The sequence below is a fragment of the Geminisphaera colitermitum TAV2 genome, from assembly GCF_000171235.2.
Taxonomy (GTDB): domain Bacteria; phylum Verrucomicrobiota; class Verrucomicrobiia; order Opitutales; family Opitutaceae; genus Geminisphaera; species Geminisphaera colitermitum.
Genome location: NZ_ABEA03000203.1, coordinates 39,531 through 55,886 on the forward strand (window position 1 = coordinate 39,531; position 16,356 = coordinate 55,886).

At 60.6% G+C, this 16,356-nt stretch carries 16 protein-coding genes; 2 read left to right on the plus strand and 14 right to left on the minus strand.

Going from position 1 to position 16,356, the window contains the following annotated elements:
- The gene (locus OBACDRAFT_RS23750; protein ID WP_043589555.1) at positions 1–1,032 is read right to left on the minus strand and encodes a zinc-dependent alcohol dehydrogenase; all 1,032 of its coding nucleotides are present in this window, start codon (positions 1,030–1,032) and stop codon (positions 1–3) included.
- A 130-nt stretch (positions 1,033–1,162) separates the two neighbouring features.
- On the opposite strand from OBACDRAFT_RS23750, the gene OBACDRAFT_RS23755 reads away from it, so the two are divergent.
- Positions 1,163–2,230 carry a LacI family DNA-binding transcriptional regulator gene (locus tag OBACDRAFT_RS23755; protein WP_081722317.1) on the plus strand — a complete coding sequence of 356 codons (1,068 nt, stop codon included), beginning with the start codon at positions 1,163–1,165 and terminating at the stop codon, positions 2,228–2,230.
- A 79-nt stretch (positions 2,231–2,309) separates the two neighbouring features.
- Here the strand turns inward: OBACDRAFT_RS23755 and OBACDRAFT_RS23760 are convergent, their stop codons facing one another.
- Genes OBACDRAFT_RS23760 through mbhE form a run of 7 tightly spaced genes read right to left on the minus strand, consistent with a single transcriptional unit; the run spans position 2,310 to position 8,635 of the window.
- Positions 2,310–2,663 carry a cation:proton antiporter gene (locus tag OBACDRAFT_RS23760; protein WP_043589557.1) on the minus strand — a complete coding sequence of 118 codons (354 nt, stop codon included), beginning with the start codon at positions 2,661–2,663 and terminating at the stop codon, positions 2,310–2,312.
- The gene (locus tag OBACDRAFT_RS23765; protein WP_052362494.1) at positions 2,660–2,983 is read right to left on the minus strand and encodes an MrpF/PhaF family protein; all 324 of its coding nucleotides are present in this window, start codon (positions 2,981–2,983) and stop codon (positions 2,660–2,662) included. The genes OBACDRAFT_RS23760 and OBACDRAFT_RS23765 overlap by 4 nt, the downstream gene beginning before the upstream one ends.
- On the minus strand, positions 2,980–3,504 hold the full coding sequence (locus OBACDRAFT_RS23770) for a Na+/H+ antiporter subunit E (RefSeq protein WP_052362496.1): 525 nt from the start codon (positions 3,502–3,504) through the stop codon (positions 2,980–2,982). Before OBACDRAFT_RS23770 ends, OBACDRAFT_RS23765 begins: the two co-directional genes overlap by 4 nt.
- A 10-nt stretch (positions 3,505–3,514) precedes the next feature.
- Complete coding sequence (locus OBACDRAFT_RS23775; RefSeq protein WP_232767715.1) at positions 3,515–5,125, minus strand: proton-conducting transporter transmembrane domain-containing protein; 1,611 nt, start codon at positions 5,123–5,125, stop codon at positions 3,515–3,517.
- Positions 5,122–5,541: a sodium:proton antiporter gene (locus tag OBACDRAFT_RS23780; RefSeq protein WP_052362498.1), complete on the minus strand. Its 420-nt coding sequence runs from the start codon at positions 5,539–5,541 to the stop codon at positions 5,122–5,124. Before OBACDRAFT_RS23780 ends, OBACDRAFT_RS23775 begins: the two co-directional genes overlap by 4 nt.
- Positions 5,538–6,173: an MnhB domain-containing protein gene (locus OBACDRAFT_RS25995; protein WP_052362500.1), complete on the minus strand. Its 636-nt coding sequence runs from the start codon at positions 6,171–6,173 to the stop codon at positions 5,538–5,540. The genes OBACDRAFT_RS23780 and OBACDRAFT_RS25995 overlap by 4 nt, the downstream gene beginning before the upstream one ends.
- Positions 6,170–8,635 (minus strand): hydrogen gas-evolving membrane-bound hydrogenase subunit E, encoded by a 2,466-nt coding sequence (mbhE, locus tag OBACDRAFT_RS23790; RefSeq protein ID WP_043589559.1) that lies wholly within the window; start codon positions 8,633–8,635, stop codon positions 6,170–6,172. The genes OBACDRAFT_RS25995 and mbhE overlap by 4 nt, the downstream gene beginning before the upstream one ends.
- 340 nt (positions 8,636–8,975) lie before the next feature.
- Here mbhE and OBACDRAFT_RS23795 point away from each other — a divergent pair, with 340 nt between their 5' ends.
- On the plus strand, positions 8,976–10,625 hold the full coding sequence (locus OBACDRAFT_RS23795) for a sigma-54-dependent Fis family transcriptional regulator (RefSeq protein ID WP_043589584.1): 1,650 nt from the start codon (positions 8,976–8,978) through the stop codon (positions 10,623–10,625).
- A gap of 34 nt (positions 10,626–10,659) precedes the next feature.
- On the opposite strand, the gene anfO is transcribed toward OBACDRAFT_RS23795, so the two are convergent.
- From anfO to anfD, 6 genes are all read right to left on the minus strand, one after another.
- Complete coding sequence (anfO, locus tag OBACDRAFT_RS23800; RefSeq protein ID WP_088179340.1) at positions 10,660–11,388, minus strand: Fe-only nitrogenase accessory protein AnfO; 729 nt, start codon at positions 11,386–11,388, stop codon at positions 10,660–10,662.
- 19 nt (positions 11,389–11,407) lie between these two features.
- Positions 11,408–11,917, minus strand: coding sequence for a pyridoxamine 5'-phosphate oxidase family protein (locus tag OBACDRAFT_RS23805; RefSeq protein ID WP_232767720.1), 510 nt, complete (start codon positions 11,915–11,917; stop codon positions 11,408–11,410).
- Between the two features lie 205 nt (positions 11,918–12,122).
- Positions 12,123–12,734, minus strand: coding sequence for a gamma-glutamylcyclotransferase family protein (locus OBACDRAFT_RS23810; protein WP_081722318.1), 612 nt, complete (start codon positions 12,732–12,734; stop codon positions 12,123–12,125).
- 156 nt (positions 12,735–12,890) lie between these two features.
- The gene (anfK, locus tag OBACDRAFT_RS23815; RefSeq protein ID WP_043589561.1) at positions 12,891–14,279 is read right to left on the minus strand and encodes a Fe-only nitrogenase subunit beta; all 1,389 of its coding nucleotides are present in this window, start codon (positions 14,277–14,279) and stop codon (positions 12,891–12,893) included.
- An 18-nt stretch (positions 14,280–14,297) separates the two neighbouring features.
- On the minus strand, positions 14,298–14,651 hold the full coding sequence (gene anfG / locus OBACDRAFT_RS23820; protein WP_043589562.1) for a Fe-only nitrogenase subunit delta: 354 nt from the start codon (positions 14,649–14,651) through the stop codon (positions 14,298–14,300).
- An 18-nt stretch (positions 14,652–14,669) separates the two neighbouring features.
- Positions 14,670–16,250 carry a nitrogenase iron-iron protein, alpha chain gene (anfD, locus tag OBACDRAFT_RS23825; RefSeq protein WP_043589563.1) on the minus strand — a complete coding sequence of 527 codons (1,581 nt, stop codon included), beginning with the start codon at positions 16,248–16,250 and terminating at the stop codon, positions 14,670–14,672.
- Positions 16,251–16,356 lie beyond the last annotated feature (106 nt).

Here is a 16,356-nt window from a genome sequence, read left to right on the forward strand (position 1 = left end):
TTACAATTTTCTCCAGTCGAACACGGCCCCGACAGGGAAGTCGGCAGGGGTCTTGGCCAGCCGTTCGTAAACCGCCGCCCCCTCGTGCGGCGAATAAACTGCAGACAGAAATTTCGACATGTCCAAGCGTCCGTCAGCCATGAAATCCATCAACGCACGGGCATCATCCTTCCATGTCCAGGCGTGCGGTCGTGACTCCTGTTTCGCACGCGCATCCGTGTGCGCACCGATAAGTTCAATGCCCGGACGATGAACGTCTTGATAAAAATCAATGTCATTTTCCGCGACGCGTGTGCAGCCGAGCAAGGCCACGCGCCCGAATTTTGCGGTGAATCCCAGAGCTTGTTTCAACGCGGCCGACAATCCCGTTACTTCGATGACCGCATTCACACCGCCGCGTGACGCGTCTTTTACATTCTTTATATAATCTTTGTCGGCGGGATTGAACGCATGATGAGCGCCAAGCGAGAGTGCCAATGCGCGACGCTGCTCGCTCAAATCCGCGGCAATCACCGGTGCGCCGCCTGCAATGCGACACAAGGCCAGCGCAAACGCGCCGAGAATGCCCATGCCTACAACCGCGGCACTCTCGCCAATTTCCAGACGTGTCTTGCGCAACCCATTAAGCGAAAAACCGGCTATCACCGCAAAAACCGCGTGTTCGGATGCCAGTCCCTTGTTATCAATCTTCAGCAGATTGGCTTCAGTGACATAATTATAATTTGAATGACAACTCCCCCAATGGGTCAAAACACGGTCGCCAACCTGAATGCTCCCGACCTTTTCGCCGACTTTTTCGACAATCCCGACTCCACTATAGCCCAGCAACCGTGGAAATTTCCCCGTGGGAGTTCTTTGGTCGCCAAGGTTTGGCAGGTCCATCAACCCGGCGCGTTCTGTGCCGGCGCTGATTGCGGAAACTTCATTTTTGACGAGCACCATGTCGTCGTTGAGTTCGCGGTGATCAATGTCGGTTAATTTCGCCGTCCCTATGGATGTGAATAAAACAGCTTTTCGCTTTGTGGGATGCATCGTCTGTACGGGATAAGTTTTTTTACGGCACGCATGATACCAGAAAATCTTTCAAAATGTCGCTGAAAGTGATCTTTCTTTTCCGAAAAAAGGGAAAGTTTTCCAAGAATCAGAAAGAATTTTCAAAAAGATGAAATCAACTCAATCACCTCGGAAGGGCAAAGGACAAGGGAGCCAAAAGAGCGGGCGACTGGAAGGAAAGGACGAGGACACGGGACCAGTGGCGCCCTCAATAAAAATAGAGGAGGTCGCGCGAATCGCCAAGGTCTCCATGTCAAGCGTTTCGCGCGTGTTCAACCATCACCCGAGCATTCGTCCCGAACTCAGGCGGCATGTGCTGGCCGTGGCGCGCGAGCACGGCTACTTCCCGCGACTTTCCCTCAAGCAAAAAAACGTCGTCATCATCACGCCTTACCATCCGGTGTGGCCGGTCCATAGTTGCGTGGACATGATTCTGATGGCGCTCACCCAAGAGATGCCGCGGCGGGGATTTCGTTTGGAAATACTGCCCTCCGACAACTGCGACCGGCTTGACGACATCCAATTCTGCGCAGCGGTGGCCATCGGCGCCGAACCGTCCGAGTTTGCCGGTTGGTCGGATCGTTTTCCGGTGCCGCTGGTGATTTTGGACCGCGAGGGCGATGCCAATCCGCCCCATGTGTTTTGCATCCGTTCGGACGAGAATCAGGGCATGGAGCTTGCGATCGAACATCTCCACGAACGCGGTTGCCGCAAGATCGGTTGCATCATCCACGGCGAACCCGGCACGGGCAACACCGACCAACGTCACGCAGCGGTTGTTCAGGCGTTAAAATCACGGAAACTTCCGTGTGACGACTCGCTGATTCTCTTCTCGGGGGCGGGTTCGGAGAAATACGTGGAGTTGATCGGAAAACTTCTGAAGCGGGGTGTGGATGCCTTGTTTTGTCCGGGAGGCAACGCCGGGATCATCGCGCTTTACGCGTTCTCGCTCTATGATCGCCGGGTGCCGGATGACATCTCGCTTATCGCATCAGAGCAGACTCTTTTTTCGCAATACACCGTGCCGCCGCTCACAACCCTCTCGCCGGATTATCAGGCGATGGCGGCGGCGACTGCGGATGTGATCGAGGCCCGGCTTGAAGGCCGGGACACGCCCGGTCGCACCGTCCTCCCTTATGGATTGATCAAACGCGAAAGCGTCGCCCCTCGCCGGTGAATCTGCCTCTCCCCTCCCCTCCCCCCCCCCCCTCTGTTTTGCAGACATGCTGGCAAGTTGTAAGCGTCCAATCTGGATCTCAGGTGTTCTTCCGGTGCGGTCGGCTGCGCGGGTCTTCGTCCACGCGGGGATCGCCGAAGCGCGGCAGCTTTTTGCGAAATGAAAGGTTGGCCGCAAGATGGCCCGCCACCGGCAGCGTGAGAAATTGGAAAAAAATCGCCGCGGGAATTTTCAGCCCCGCCGCCTCCGTGCCGAGATCCATCCACAGTCCGGTGAGGAGCAGGACCAGCCCGAGCGTCATGCCCTTGCCCAACGCATGCGCGCGGCAAAAAATGTCGGGCAACCGGACCAGTCCGATGATGGCCACGAGGATCACCAGCGCGCCGAGAAGCGTGATGATGGCCGAGAGCGTGTGCAGGATTTGCATCATCATCGCCGGTCCTCCTTTTTATTTTCGTCGCCGCCGGATTCGCCGGCCTCGTCCTCCGTTTCCGGCAGGGTGCGCTGGAGATACGAGACAAAGGCCACCGTCCCGAAGAAGCCGAGGGACGACACGATCAGGATCAGTTCGAGAAAGAGCGGGGTTTCCCAAGAGCGGGAAAGCAGCACGATCAAGCCCACGGCGCACAGCACGACGGCGTCGAAAGCCATGATCCGGTCCACGATGGCCGGGCCTTTGACCAGTCGGAAAAAGCCGATCAGCGTGGCCACGACGAGCACATAAAAAGCGATCTGGAGCAGGAGGGCGTTCATGGGTGTTGTAGCGGCGGGATGGATACGGATGGAGGTTCAGTCGCGGGACGGGTGATGGCGAGGATGCCCCGCCGCAGGGTGTTGTCGATCCGGGCGCGCACGGCGTCGGGATCGCTGGTGTCGAGGATGTGGAGCACGAGTGTTTTCATGTCGTCCGCGAAGGCCAGCACGCTAGAGCCAGGGGTGAGCGTGATGCAGTGGGTGAGGAACAGGGTTTCCAGCCGGGTAAGGCCCGATATGTCGTAGGTGATGACGCGCGGGCGGAGTTTGCGGGCGGGCGTGAACAGCACGATCCGCATGAGTTGGGCGCAGGCCAGAAGAAACTCCGTTTGGAATATCCAGAAAAATTTCGCCGCCGCCGACACCCGCCGCGTGTAGTCGCGGCTGTCGAGCACGCCCCGAAACAGGCGGATCAGCGCGAACCCGATGAGGAAGCCAACCGCAAATCCAGGAAACGACGGGCGCTCCTGCAACAGCAGCCAGACCGAGGCGATGAGAAGATTGAGAACGATGCAGTTCATGCGAGGCGGTTCATGGGATGAGGTTGGAGGTTTCCTCCGCGACGGGTTCGGGCGCGACAGGGGGCGTGGCCGGAGGAGGAGGCGGCGGCGCGTCGGCGGGCGACCTGTCGCCGAGCATGTAATCGACGTAGGCGGCGCGATCAACGATCTGGCGCGCGGCCTCTTTCGAGATTTTCAACACGCCTTCCGCGCCGAGGCCGACGCCGAGCGAGAAAACCGTCATGCCGGCGATCACCGCCGTCATCGGTTTCCAGCGCCGGTCATCCAGCGTCACCGTCGCCCCGCACTCCGAGGCGTCGCGCCAGAACGCGCCTATCCAGATTTTCAGCATGCTGAACAGCGTGAGGATGCCCGCGATCAGGGCCAAGGCGACCAGCACCCATTCGCGCATTCGCAAACCTTCGACGATCACCATGTATTTGCCCCAGAATCCGCTCAGTGGCGGGATGCCCGCGAGCGAGAGGGCCTGTATCAGAAAAACCACTCCAAGCAGCGGAGCCGTTTTCCAGAGTCCGCCGGTATGTTCGAGGTTGTCCGTGCCGTTGAGCACCGCCACCGCGCCGCCAACCATGAATAGCGACGACTTCACGACGATGTGATGGATGATGTAAAAAATCGCGGCGGTGAACGCGTATTCCGTGAAAAATCCGACCGCCAGCGCCATGTATCCGATCTGGCTGAGGATGTGGAAGGAGAGGATGCCGCGGATGAAGTTGCGCGACACCGCCCCAATTACGCCGAAGAGCATGGTGATGCCCGCCAGCCAGGAGAGCATCGTGTGCACCACCGTCAGATCGGTGGGCAGCACCTGCCCGAATATCCGCAGCAGCACGTAGATGCCGACCTTGGTCAACATGCCGGCATAAAGGGCAGCGACCGGCGTGGGCAGGATCGGATAGCTGTTGGGCAACCAGTAGTAGAGCGGGAACAGCCCGGCCTTGAGGCCGAACACCACAAGGAGCAGCAACCCGAGCACCGTCACGCGCGCCTCGCCGGCAAACTCCGGCCCGACCGCCATGATTTGCGCGAAGTTGAGCGAGCCGAAAATCGCGTAGGCCACGCCAGCCGCCACGAGGAACAGCGTGCTCCCGAAAAGGTTCAACGCGAGGTAGGGGAACGTCTGCCGGATGTCCCAGTCGTCCGCCTCAAGCGTGAGCAGTCCGTAGGAGGAGATCAGCATCACCTCGAACCCGACGAAGAGGTTGAACAGGTCGCCCGTGCAGAAGGTGAGGTTGATGCCGAGCATCAGGAACTGCACCAGCGGCAACCGCAACGGATGCGTGCGCCGGGCCGGCATCTCGGCGTATCCAAAAAGTATCGACGTCAGCGCCGTGATTGCCCCCAGCGTCAGCATGATCGCCGTGAGCATGTCGATCACGAGGACGATGCCGAAGGGCGCCATCCAGCCGCCCGCCGCCATCACGCGGGGCGGCATCCCGTAGGCGGTGGCGACCATCGCCAGCGCGACGCCGAGTTGTGCGGTGGCCGACGCCAGCACGAACCATCTCCGCCACACGCCGACGCGTCCCGCCAGAAGCAGGACGATCGCCGTCACCAGCGGCAGCAACAGCGGGACCATCACCAGCGGATCGTTGTGGTGCGACGGTAGTGCCACGGTCATGACACGGCCTCCTTTCCGTTGTCCGCATCCGGCTTCATCGGCACCGGCCCCTCGGGGTCGTCGCCACGCTCGCGGTCGGCCCGGTCGCCCTCGAAGAGGTCAAACAGGTTGGTCGTCTTCTGGTCCAGAAAGATGCGGTAGAGCAGGATCACGAGATACGAGATGACGCCGAATCCGATCACGATGGCCGTGAGGATGAGCGCCTGGGGAAGCGGATCAACGAGCGCCGCGCCGTGCTTCAGCACGACAGGAGGCTCGCGCCCGGTCGGGTTGGAGGACATCGCCAGCACCAGCAGGTTGGCGGCGTGCGAGAGCAGCATGAAACCGAACAGGATGCGCACGAAGCTCGCCCGCAGAATCTGGTAGCAGGCGATGCCGAACAGGAGCCCGACGAGCAGAGCGGTTTCCCAGATCATGAGTCGCCTCCTTTCCGTTCGTCCTCGTCCAACTCTTCCGGGAAGTCCTCGCCATCCCGGCCCTCCTCATCCGCCTCCGGTTCGACGGCGGGCGGGGGAACTGCGTCCACGCGCTCGCCCCGCTCCTCGATCGGCGATTCCAGAAACGCGGCGTAGCGCCGCTGTTCGATTTTTTCCAAGGCCGGCAGCCCGGAAAGCAAACGCATCAACACGAAAATGAGTTTGGTCGTCACACCCACGACGACGAGAAACACGCCGGCGTCGAACACCAGCGGCGTGCCCAGCGGCAATTCGCCGAGCAGCGGCACGTTGTGCAACGTCACGTTGTACTGGCTGAGAAACGGCTCGCCGAACGCCAGCGGCAGGCTCGCCGAGACGAGCGACACGATCAGCCCGGCCAAGGCGATCCGCACGGGGTCCACCCGGAGCACCCGTTGCGCCGCCTCCACCCCGACCGCCAAGCTCAGCAGGATCACCGACAGCGCCGAACCCAGCCCGCCGATGAAACCGCCGCCCGGAAGATTGTGCCCGCGCAGGAACAGGTAGAACGCGAACACGTTGATCAGGTAAAACAGGAACGAGACCACCGCGCGCAGGATCACGTTGTTCTCTCGATCGAACCGCGCGCTCATGGCTGTTCCTCCTTCCGGGTGCGGTGTTTTTCGAACCGCGCGCCGTAGCTGTAGCCGGGCAGCCCCAGCGAGCCGGCGGCATACTCGTCGCGCGTGCGCCGGTAGCGCATCAGCAGGCCGAGCGCACTCAGGCAGGCGATCACCAGCACGGTGATTTCGAACATCGTGTCCAGACCGCGAAAATCCACGAGGATCGTGTTCACCGCGTTGGTCCCGTGGGCGAGCGCCCTCGTGTTTTCGAGATAATAATTGCCGGCGAATTCCGGATGCTTCGGCTGTAGTGCCAGCAAGGTTACAAGCGTGGCGATCAGGCCCATGCCCGTCGCCAGCGCCCCGCGGAAGGCCATGCGCGGCCACCGCTGCCGGGATTTTCGCCATGCGCTCTCGCCCGCCTCCGCCGATTTCGGGAAGCGCGAGAGCAGCACCAGCACCAGCAGCAACGTGGCGGACTCCACCAGAATCTGCGTCATCGCCAGATCGGGTGCTTGGAAGAGCACGAAATAGAATGTGACGAGAAACCCCACGATCGACATCGCGATCAGTTGTCCCGACCAACTCCGCAACGCCAGCACCAGCAGCGCCGCCACCGCGATCAACCCCGCCACGTAAGTCCGCAGCGGATCGAAATCCGCCGTCGATGGGAGCGTCGGCAACAACACATCATGCCTCACTGCCACGAACGTGCCAATCAGCACGACCACGAACATCATGACGATCGGCAGGTAGTCGAACGGCCGGTCGGAGCGCAGCAGCACCGTGAAACGCTTGGCCGCCTGCGAAAGCCCCTCCACGCCCGCCTCGAACGCCAAGTCGAGACGCAGCCAGCGGGGGATTGACAACCGCGCCCAGCGCCCGCGCCCCAGCACCGCGAAGACGCCTCCGCCGATAACCAACGCAGCCAGGCTCAACCCGACTTCCGGCGCCCACTGAGACGGCAGCGCATGCAACGACAGCGTTTCCGCGGCCTGCAATCCCGTCACCCCCAGCCGGTCCAGACCCGCGCCGAGCCATGCCGGCCACACGCCGAACAGCACGCAGGCCACGGCCAGAATCGCCGGCGGCACAAGCATCAGCCGGGCGGGCGCGTGAAAATGCTCCGTCGCTCCCGGCGTCAACGGACCCCAGAAAACATGCGCCACGAGACGCGCTGAAAACGCCACCTTCAACGTCAGCGCCAGCCATGCCAGACCCACCGCATAAATCGCCCATCCCCCCCCCCCCCCCTGAGCGAGAAACGCCATCTGCGCCTTCAGGAAATACTCCTTGCTGACGAACCCCAACGTCCCCGGCACGCCCGCCATCGACGCCGCGCAGATCGTCACGACCACCGCCAGCCACGGCAACCTGCGCCGCAATCCGCCCAACTCCCGCACATCGCGCGTACCCGTCGCGTGGTCGATGATGCCCGCGCACATGAACAACGCGCCTTTGAAAAACACATGGCTGGCGACATGCAGCAAGTCGCCCTGCACGCCGTTCGCTCCGGTGCGCGACCCCATGCCGTAGAACCCGATCAACATGCCCAGCGTCGTCACGGTGGACCAGGCGAGGATCGCCTTCAGGTCGTGCGACAGCAGGGCGAACAGCGAGGCCAGCGCCATCGTGCCGAAGCCGACCGTCACCAGCAGCGGCATCCAGAGATCCGCGTCGCTGAAAATCGGAAAAACCCGCGCCACGAAAAAGACGCCCAGCTTCACCATCGTCGCCGAGTGCAGGTAGGCGCTCACCGGAGTCGGCGCGGCCATGGCGTTGGGCAGCCAGAAGTGAAACGGAAACTGCGCCGACTTGCCCATCGCGCCGACCGCCAGCAGCACGAACGCCACCGACAGCAACCCGCGCGAATCCGGCCCGAAGGCCTCGCCGCCCTTCGCCAGCAACGTAGCCAGATCCCACGTGCCGGCTGCGATCCCCGTGAGCGCCACTCCGGCCAGCATCACGAGCCCGGTCAGCCCTGTAACCAAAAGCGCCATCCGGGCTCCGCTGCGCGACTCCTCCTTGTCATGCAAAAAGCCGATCAGCAAAAACGAGGCGATGCCGGTAAGCTCCCAGAATACAAAAAGCAGCAGCAGATTGCCGGCCAGCACCGTGCCCAGCATCGCGCCCATGAACAGCAGCAAGTACGCATAAAACCGCCCGTGCCATTCGTAGTGATCGTCCAGATAGGCGGCGGCGTAGAGCGCCACGAGCACGCCCATGCCGCTGACCACGAGAGCGAAAAACAGCGAAAGCCCATCGACCAGAAACGTCAGGTTGAGACCGAGCGACGGAATCCAGGGAATCTCGACCACGGTTTGCGCGCCGGCGCGGGCGTCCAGAGCCAGCGCCGCCAGAATCACGGTCGAAACGACGGGCGCGACGAGGGCGAACCATGCCGTGCGCGAACCGAGCCACCGTCCCGCGAAGGCGGTGACCGGCAGCCAGACAAAAGGCGCGAAAATGGCGATGATCAGAAGCGGAAGCATGTACGATTGGCGGACCTACGGCTTTGGGGCAGAATTCACGCCAGGTTGAAGCGTGGTTCTCCGGGCAAAACCGAGGAGTTGCCGTCAGTTCGTTTGGATGTGGAGGCATGTCAACCGCTCAGGATTTATTTTTGGCATATTTTCTCGCCCGGTTTTTCCGAGAAAAACCAAAAATATCCACATGCCCCCCATGGCACATTAACTGCTCTCACGTCATGCAAACATGACTCTCTCACAGGCAGTTCATGGAACAGGCACGGAGAATGAGGCAATGCCGGCCATAACGAAAAACCGCACCTCCTGTTTCCTGAGCATTCCTGACGACGACCGACTCAATGGCATGACCGACATCAAGCAAGAGCTCCTTGACGCGAACGAGTGTCATGCAGGTGCCTGCCGGCACCACGATCCACGCGTGAAAGACTGCCATGCGGGCGTCTGCCGCGGCAAATTCGTGCCCCTGCTCTTCGAGATCAGCAGGGCCATCTCCACGCAGAACGGCCTCACCCACGCCCTCGACACCCTCCTTGAATACATGAGTCACAACATGGGCGTCGAACGCGCCATGATTAACCTGCATCACCGCGAAACCGGTCGCATTTTCATCCACCGCTCGCTCGGACTCAGCGAGGAGGAGCAGGCCCGCGGCGTGTATTTTCCCGGCGAAGGCATCACCGGCCAGGTCGTCGATCTCGCCCGTCCGTTGATCGTACCGCGCGTTGGCGACGAACCCGCGTTTCTCAACCGGACCGGTCTCCTCTCGCAGGAAAAAGACAAGGACAACGCCTTCATCTGCGTGCCCATCCTGCGCGGCAAAAAAGTCCTCGGCAGCATCAGCGCCATCCGCCGCTACGACCACCCCGGGCTCCTGCAAAAACACGTGGATGCCCTCGTCGTCGTGGCCGACATGCTCGCGCAGTCCGTGGAACTCTACCTGATCGAAAACGTGGACAAAGTCCGCTGGGAGCAGCGCCAGCGCGAACTCATCGGCGAACTGCAAGCCCGCTACAAACCCTCCAGCATCATCGGCTCCTCCCGACCCATGATGGAGGTGTTCGCCATGCTCCACAAAGTCGCGCAAACCCGCACCACCGTCCTCCTCCTCGGCGAAAGCGGAGTCGGCAAGGAACTCATCGCCAACGCCATTCACTACGACGGCGCGAATCCGGAGAGCCCGATGGTGAAATTCAACTGCGCCGCGCACCCCGAAAGCGTTCTCGAAAGCGAACTCTTCGGGCACGAAAAAGGTCTCCCCGACACCGCCCAACCCCACAAAGGCCGCTTCGAAGAGGCGAACGGCGGCACCCTCTTTCTCGACGAAGTCGGTGAACTCCCCCCTGGCGTGCAGGCCAGGCTGCTGCGCATTTTGCAGGAACGGTCCTTCGAACGCGTGGGCGGCAGCAAAACCGTGACGGTCAACATCCGCATCATCGCCGCCACCAACAAAAACCTCGCGGAGATGGTCGCCCAGGGAGCTTTCCGGCAGGACCTCTATTTCCGGCTCAACGTATTCCCATTGTCGATACCACCACTGCGTGACCGCGGCAGCGACATCATCACGCTGGCCGAGCATTTTGTGGCCCGGTTTGCCGAAAAAAACGGCAAGAAGATCAACCGCATCAGCACTCCCGTGCTCAACATGCTGATGAATTATCACTGGCCGGGGAACGTCCGTGAACTGGAAAATGTCATCGAGCGCGCCGTGATCCTCACCGAGGACGACGCCATCCACGGTTATCATTTGCCGCTGTCGTTGCAGACGCCGGTGTTTTCCAAGGCCGACATCCCCAACGGCCTCGAAGCCCGGCTTGCCGCCATCGAATATGAAATGCTCGTCGAAGCCCTGCGCCTTCATCACGGCAACAGCAGCAAGGCCGCCCAAGAACTCGGGCTCACGCGCCGCACCATGGGCCTGCGCATGAGCAAGTATAAACTCAGCTATCAGGAATTCCGGCGCGGCGAGACGCCCTCCCCCTCCCGCGCCGCCTGAAAACCGCCCCTCCCCCCCCCCCCCCCTGCCCTGTTCACCCGCCGCAGCATCCGCCGCCACACCGCGAACGATACCTGCGCGGCGCCCGCTCCACCAGCCTGCCCCCCGCCGCTTCCAATGCCGGCTCCGGCGCGGGCGTGATCGTGACTTTCACGCCACCCTCGTCCCACACCGATTCCTCGAAACGCAGGTTGAGCCGGTCGAGTTCATCGTCCATCCAGCGCGGGCAATGATCGCATAAAACCTCCAGCGACCGAAACACCGTCGTCTCCAAAAACGGAAGCAAGACCTGCCGTGAATTCAGGGCCGCGTTGCTCTTCAAAACCTGCCGCAGATTGATCCGCCAGACCCCGTCGTCCGCATCCCCCACCGCGACTGGTCCCGCATCGCCAGCCTCCATCGCACGCATGTCCTCCTGTAGTTTTTCGGCGACTACCTCCAGTTGTTCCCGCACCGGTCCATGTCCTTTCCACAGGCTGAAGCCCATGCTGTCCAAAATCGCGCACGGCACGCCCCGCAACTCGTCCACGATAAAAATCCGACAGCCGCCCAGTTGGCCGGCCATGCGCCTGATCTCGGCATGCAACCCCGCCAGCTCCATGTCCCGAGTCAGCCGAAACGGGATCTCCTTCGTGTCCTTCCACTGCCCGGAAATCCGCCTGTACACGCGGACGCCTCCCTCCTCATAAAAACTGGCGGGTTCGCCCCGCCCGTTCACATAGGCCGCGATTTCCATGTCATCCCCGGATGTTTCGGTTGTCATAAGGCATCAGGGCGGCGGGTTAGAATCCGTGCTTCTTCCCCTTGATCGATTCCAGGTCGATGCGAACCACCATCGTGCGGTCGAGGTTGGACTTGGGGTATTCAAATTTCCGCGACGTGAACTTTGCCACGATCATGTCGAGCGCCCTGATCTTCTCCGCTTCGTCGGTGACGAACGCCGCCTTGCCGAACCCGATCACCGTGCGATGACGCGCCTCGAAATCGCAGGGCATCTCGTCGGGGATGACGCCGTGGTCGATGGAGACCTCGATGCAGACGTTGTTGTTGCGCTTCAGAATCTCGATCTTCGTTCCCTTTTGCGACGAGTGGAAATAGAACGCCTTGCCATCGTAGGCGAAAAACACCGGAACCAAGAACGGTATGTTACCATCCGCCAGCGCGAGGTGCATCATTTTTGCCGCCCCGATGATTTCGTCGATTTCCGCGCGGTCGATGATCTCACGATCCTTCCTGCGCATTGCCCCGTGTGGATGCCCTTCCGGCATGTCGTGCATGGCGTGTTCGTTCATGGTTTTGTTTTTTTGGATTAAATTCTGATGTTACGCAAACGGAGCAGGAACAAGGAGCGGCGGCATCTTGCCGCCGGACGACGCGGAGCGTCGCCGGTTTGGAGACCAAACCCCATGAGGCGAGGCGCATTGCGCCTCGTCCGGCGGCAAGATGCCGCCGCTCCTTCGCAAGCGTCCGCGTAACATCCGTTAAATTGTGTGTGTGTCATAGGGCGCCACTGCATTCGGCGCAGCCGCCAGCCAAAAACGCCCGGCTGAATTTCCCCCGCCGTGGCACGGGAAACTCCGCCGCCTTTGACGCTTTCTGTCGCAATTCGTTCACGTAAGAGGCGGGCAGCCCGCGCTCAACCGCCCCTTGCACGACAAACTCAAGGTAATCCCGGCTCGGCGGCTGCGGGGCGCCGAGCACATCTTTTTTATACAGTAGCACCAGATGCCCCCGCCCATCCTTGTCGATGACCTCCGTCGGGTAATGGAAATACGCCCCGCCTCCATCCTGCCGGGCGTCCTGCCACACATCGAGCACCTCGCCGTCCTGAAAGCTCAACTGGTAAAGCACGCCCCACACATCCGCGCCCGGACTGGTGACAACCGTTTCCATGCCACCGTCCCATGTCCGCGAATAACCAAAAAACTCCACACGATGCCCCGGTAGCCGGGCAATGGATACAACCGCCGGTCTGACGCCCCGGAGGGCAAGCTGCTCTCCGTTCATGTCGGCACCATAGGCGAAATAGAGAAGTTCGCTCAGTTTTCCCGGAAAAACGAATCCGTTGACGATGCCGGAAGCATTCATCGAACCAGAATAGCCCGTCATAATGCGCCTTGGTTAACTTTCATAAAAACAAGAATCATGATAAGGAAAGGCCCCCGCGATAAACCCTCCGCGGAGGCCTTTCCCGGTCTGCACTGCACACAGGGGGACGGCTCCTTCTGTTCCTTGAAAACGCCCCCTGAAAGTGGCGGTGGTTCATTACCACATGTTGAGAATCCATTCCCTGTTCTTCTTGTATTCCATGTCCGTGAACAGGGTGTTGGCCATGGCCTCGGCGAGCCACATCGCCCCGGCGTAGCCAACAACTGGATACCGATACAAACCGGCGCGGTCATAGGTCGGGAATCCGACCCGCAGCATCGGGATGTTGTATTCGATGCTGATGAACCGGCCCTTGGAATGCCCCAGGATCATGTCCAGCTCGATCTTGCCCTCCTTGATCCGGCTCTCCAAGTCCCACAGGTCGGCGTTGGTGACGATCTCCATGTCGAAATCCACGTTTTCCTTCAGAGCCTTGATGCGCGGATCGTCTCCGTAGAACGCGTTGTCGTCACCGAGCAGGAGCAGCACGGGCTTCATCTCCAGATCGAGACAAAACTCGGCCAGCCCGATCACCAGGTCGGGATTCCCGTAAATGGCCACTTTCTTCTCGGCGAGGAACATGTGGGTCACGTCGGTGATCGCGTCCAGCGCCACGCCGCGCTCGCGGACGAGCGACTCGGGGATGGGCTTGCCCGTCAGTTTTTTCAGGTTTTGCAGAAATGTATCCGTATTTCGGATTCCAATCGGCGTCGGACCGATGATCGTGGGAATGCCAAACTCGGACTCCAGATACTGCGCGGCCTTGCTGCATTCGTAGCGGTTGAGGGCGATGGTCCCAAGGGCGTTGGCCGTGCCCTGCATGTCCGCGATGGTCGTGTTGCCGTGCGAGACGAAGTTGCCATACGGCATCAGGGGGGAGTCGAAGCCCTCAATTTCGAAAAGCACGGTCGCGTCGATTTGCATCTCCGCGACGAGGTGCTTGAGCGCCGTCACGTCGCCCGGATTCACCCAGCCGGTCAGCAGGTTGAGCTTGCCGCTGGGCTCCGTTTTCTTGGCGAAATGCGTGACAAAATCCCGCACCGCCACGTCGTAGCCGCTTACCATGCTGCCGACAAAGCTCGGCGTGTGAATGGGGATGAGATGCACTTCGCGCCCGGGGTATTTCTCCGCCAGCAGGCCGCGGTTGAGTTTCGTGACCACGCCGTCGATGTCGTCGCCGATGACCTCCGTGCAACAGGTCGAGATGATCGGCACCACCTTCACGTCCGGATAACGCATCAAGAGCACGTCAACCGCTTCCTCCACCCGGCGGGTCGCGCCGAAAACGGCGCCCTCCTCGTGGACGGACGACGACGCCAGTTCGAAGCTTTCCTTGAAGTGCTGGGAGAAGATGAGGCGCACAAACATCACGCACCCCTGCCCTCCGTGGACGATGCCGATGCAGTCCTTTATCCCGATGCTGGCAAACTGCGCGCCCGCGGGCTGGCAGGTGAAGATCGGATTGATGATGCCGACCCGGTCCTTTGGTTTTAATTCACAAAGCATAAAAAAAATATCCGTGCGTTAGTAGTGTTGATCGGTGAGCTCCAGGTTGAGGGAGCCGGTGATGGTCAGGAAGTCCATGCGTTCGTGGACGGCTTGCATGAGCGATTGGATCTCCTCGTTTTCCAGTGTGTTGATCCACGGGAAACGGACTTTGTAGGCATCCGCCAGACAAACGGCGTCCACCCAGTAGCAGCGGTCCGCCGGGGTGTCGTTCTTGGGAGATTCGCCGCAGAGTATCTGCGTAGTTTTTTCCAGGATACCCGCGTTCTGGTCCTTGCGATCCCAGGCGCGCGAGTGGAACTGCCAGAGGCAGTTTTTCATGATGTAGTCCACCAGTTGGTCCATTCTGGTTTTGGTCAGGTCGTCATCCATAAGATCCCTTTCGCGCGCTCAGGCGGCGCCGGCCTCCAGAAAATCGGGCTTCGGTTTGGGCAGGAAGGTGGGATACGTTTTTTTCCGCAGCGGCGTCACGCAGTCCATCTTGCCCGTGTATTGGCGGAGCGTGGTCGAGGTGCGCACCTCCTCGCTCAGCTTCACGTCGGAAATCATCCGGCGCGTCACGAAACCCTTGTCGGTGGGTATCTCGTCCTTGCTGATGTCGAGGTACGAGAGTTGGTGGATCGGCGAATAGATCGCGTTGTAAATGTCGCGCGCAAACCGCACCCAGCCCTCGAATCCCTTGTAGGGCCCGTTGTGGTAGGCGTGGGCGTTGAGATACGGAACGCGGAGTTTTTTGGCCACCTCGCCCGGACGTTTTCCGGTGAAAATCACGTCGGGCTTCAGCATGTCCATCGCCTCAAGTCCTTCGAGTTCGTTGGGATCGTCGATGGCGAGCGCGCCCTCTTCGCAACGCGAAATGCCTTTTTCCATGTCTCCCTGATGACCGAACTTGGTGTAAACGGAGACGACTTCGACGCCCATCTCCGCGTGGATGACGTGCGCCCAGTGCCAGAGCTTGGAACCACCCGGCCAGAGACAGACTTTTTTGCCCTGCAGGCGTTCTTTGTACCAATCGAGTTCCGGCTTCCACCGGGCCGTTTCCTCGTCGATGATCGCCTGCGCGCGCTCCTCGATGCCAAAAAACAACCCGATTTTTCTCAGCGAAGCGGAAAGCGGCCCGAAGCCGAACCCGTCGATGTCGAGACGCGGGATGCCGTAGCGCTTGCGGAGTTCGTTGCAGATGTATTCCGCCGAACGGGCGCACTCCAGCACGTTGAGGTGCGCACGGTGCATGGACCGCAATTCATCGTAGGAACCGTTGCCGGTAAAGGTGGAGAGCACCTGGATGCCCATGCGCTTGAAATAATCCAGCATCACCTCCTGGTCGCCCTGAATGTTGTATTCGCCGACGTAGTTGATGACGTAGTCGCTGGTGATCTTTGGCTCGATATTGCCGACCTTCTGGTTGATCCAGGCGATGTTGATCTTGTGGTGTCCGCCGGACTGGCTTGGTCCGCCGAAGCCCGGCGAGTTGCAGACGAAAATATCGACATCGGGCATCTCGTCCATGACCTCCTGCGCGACAGCCGCGAGGTCGTCGCCGATCAGCGCCGAGGCGCAGGTCTGGTAGATCGTCATGCGCTTGATGTCCGGGAAGGCCTTGAACGCCTCGATGATGTTCTGTTTGAGCATCTTCTCGGCGCCGAAGATGACGTGCTTCTCCTTCATGTCGGTCGCAAAGGTGTACTCGATCTGGAAGTTCTTGTTGTCGCTGATATAGCGCTTGGTCTGCCAGGTATCATAGGTACAGCCAACAGGACCGTGGCTGAGGTGGATGACGTCTTTCATCGGCGTGCCGATGACGTGTTTCGCTCCGCAGTAGGCGCAGCCGCGCTCCGAGATCGTTCCGGGGATCGTATTGAGATACCCGAGCGGCAGGGCCATCGAGAGGTCCTCGCCCGGCCCTTTTATAACAGCGTGCTTTTTCCGCTCGGGGATGCACTTGCTGCAGTTGAATTCATGATATGGCATGGTTCAAAATCCTTTTTGATTATTGAGTATTATATAAAGATGCGTTCCTCCCCCCTCCCCCCCCCCGCCTCCCGTTTATCCAGCCAAAGGGGGGGGGGGGGGGGGG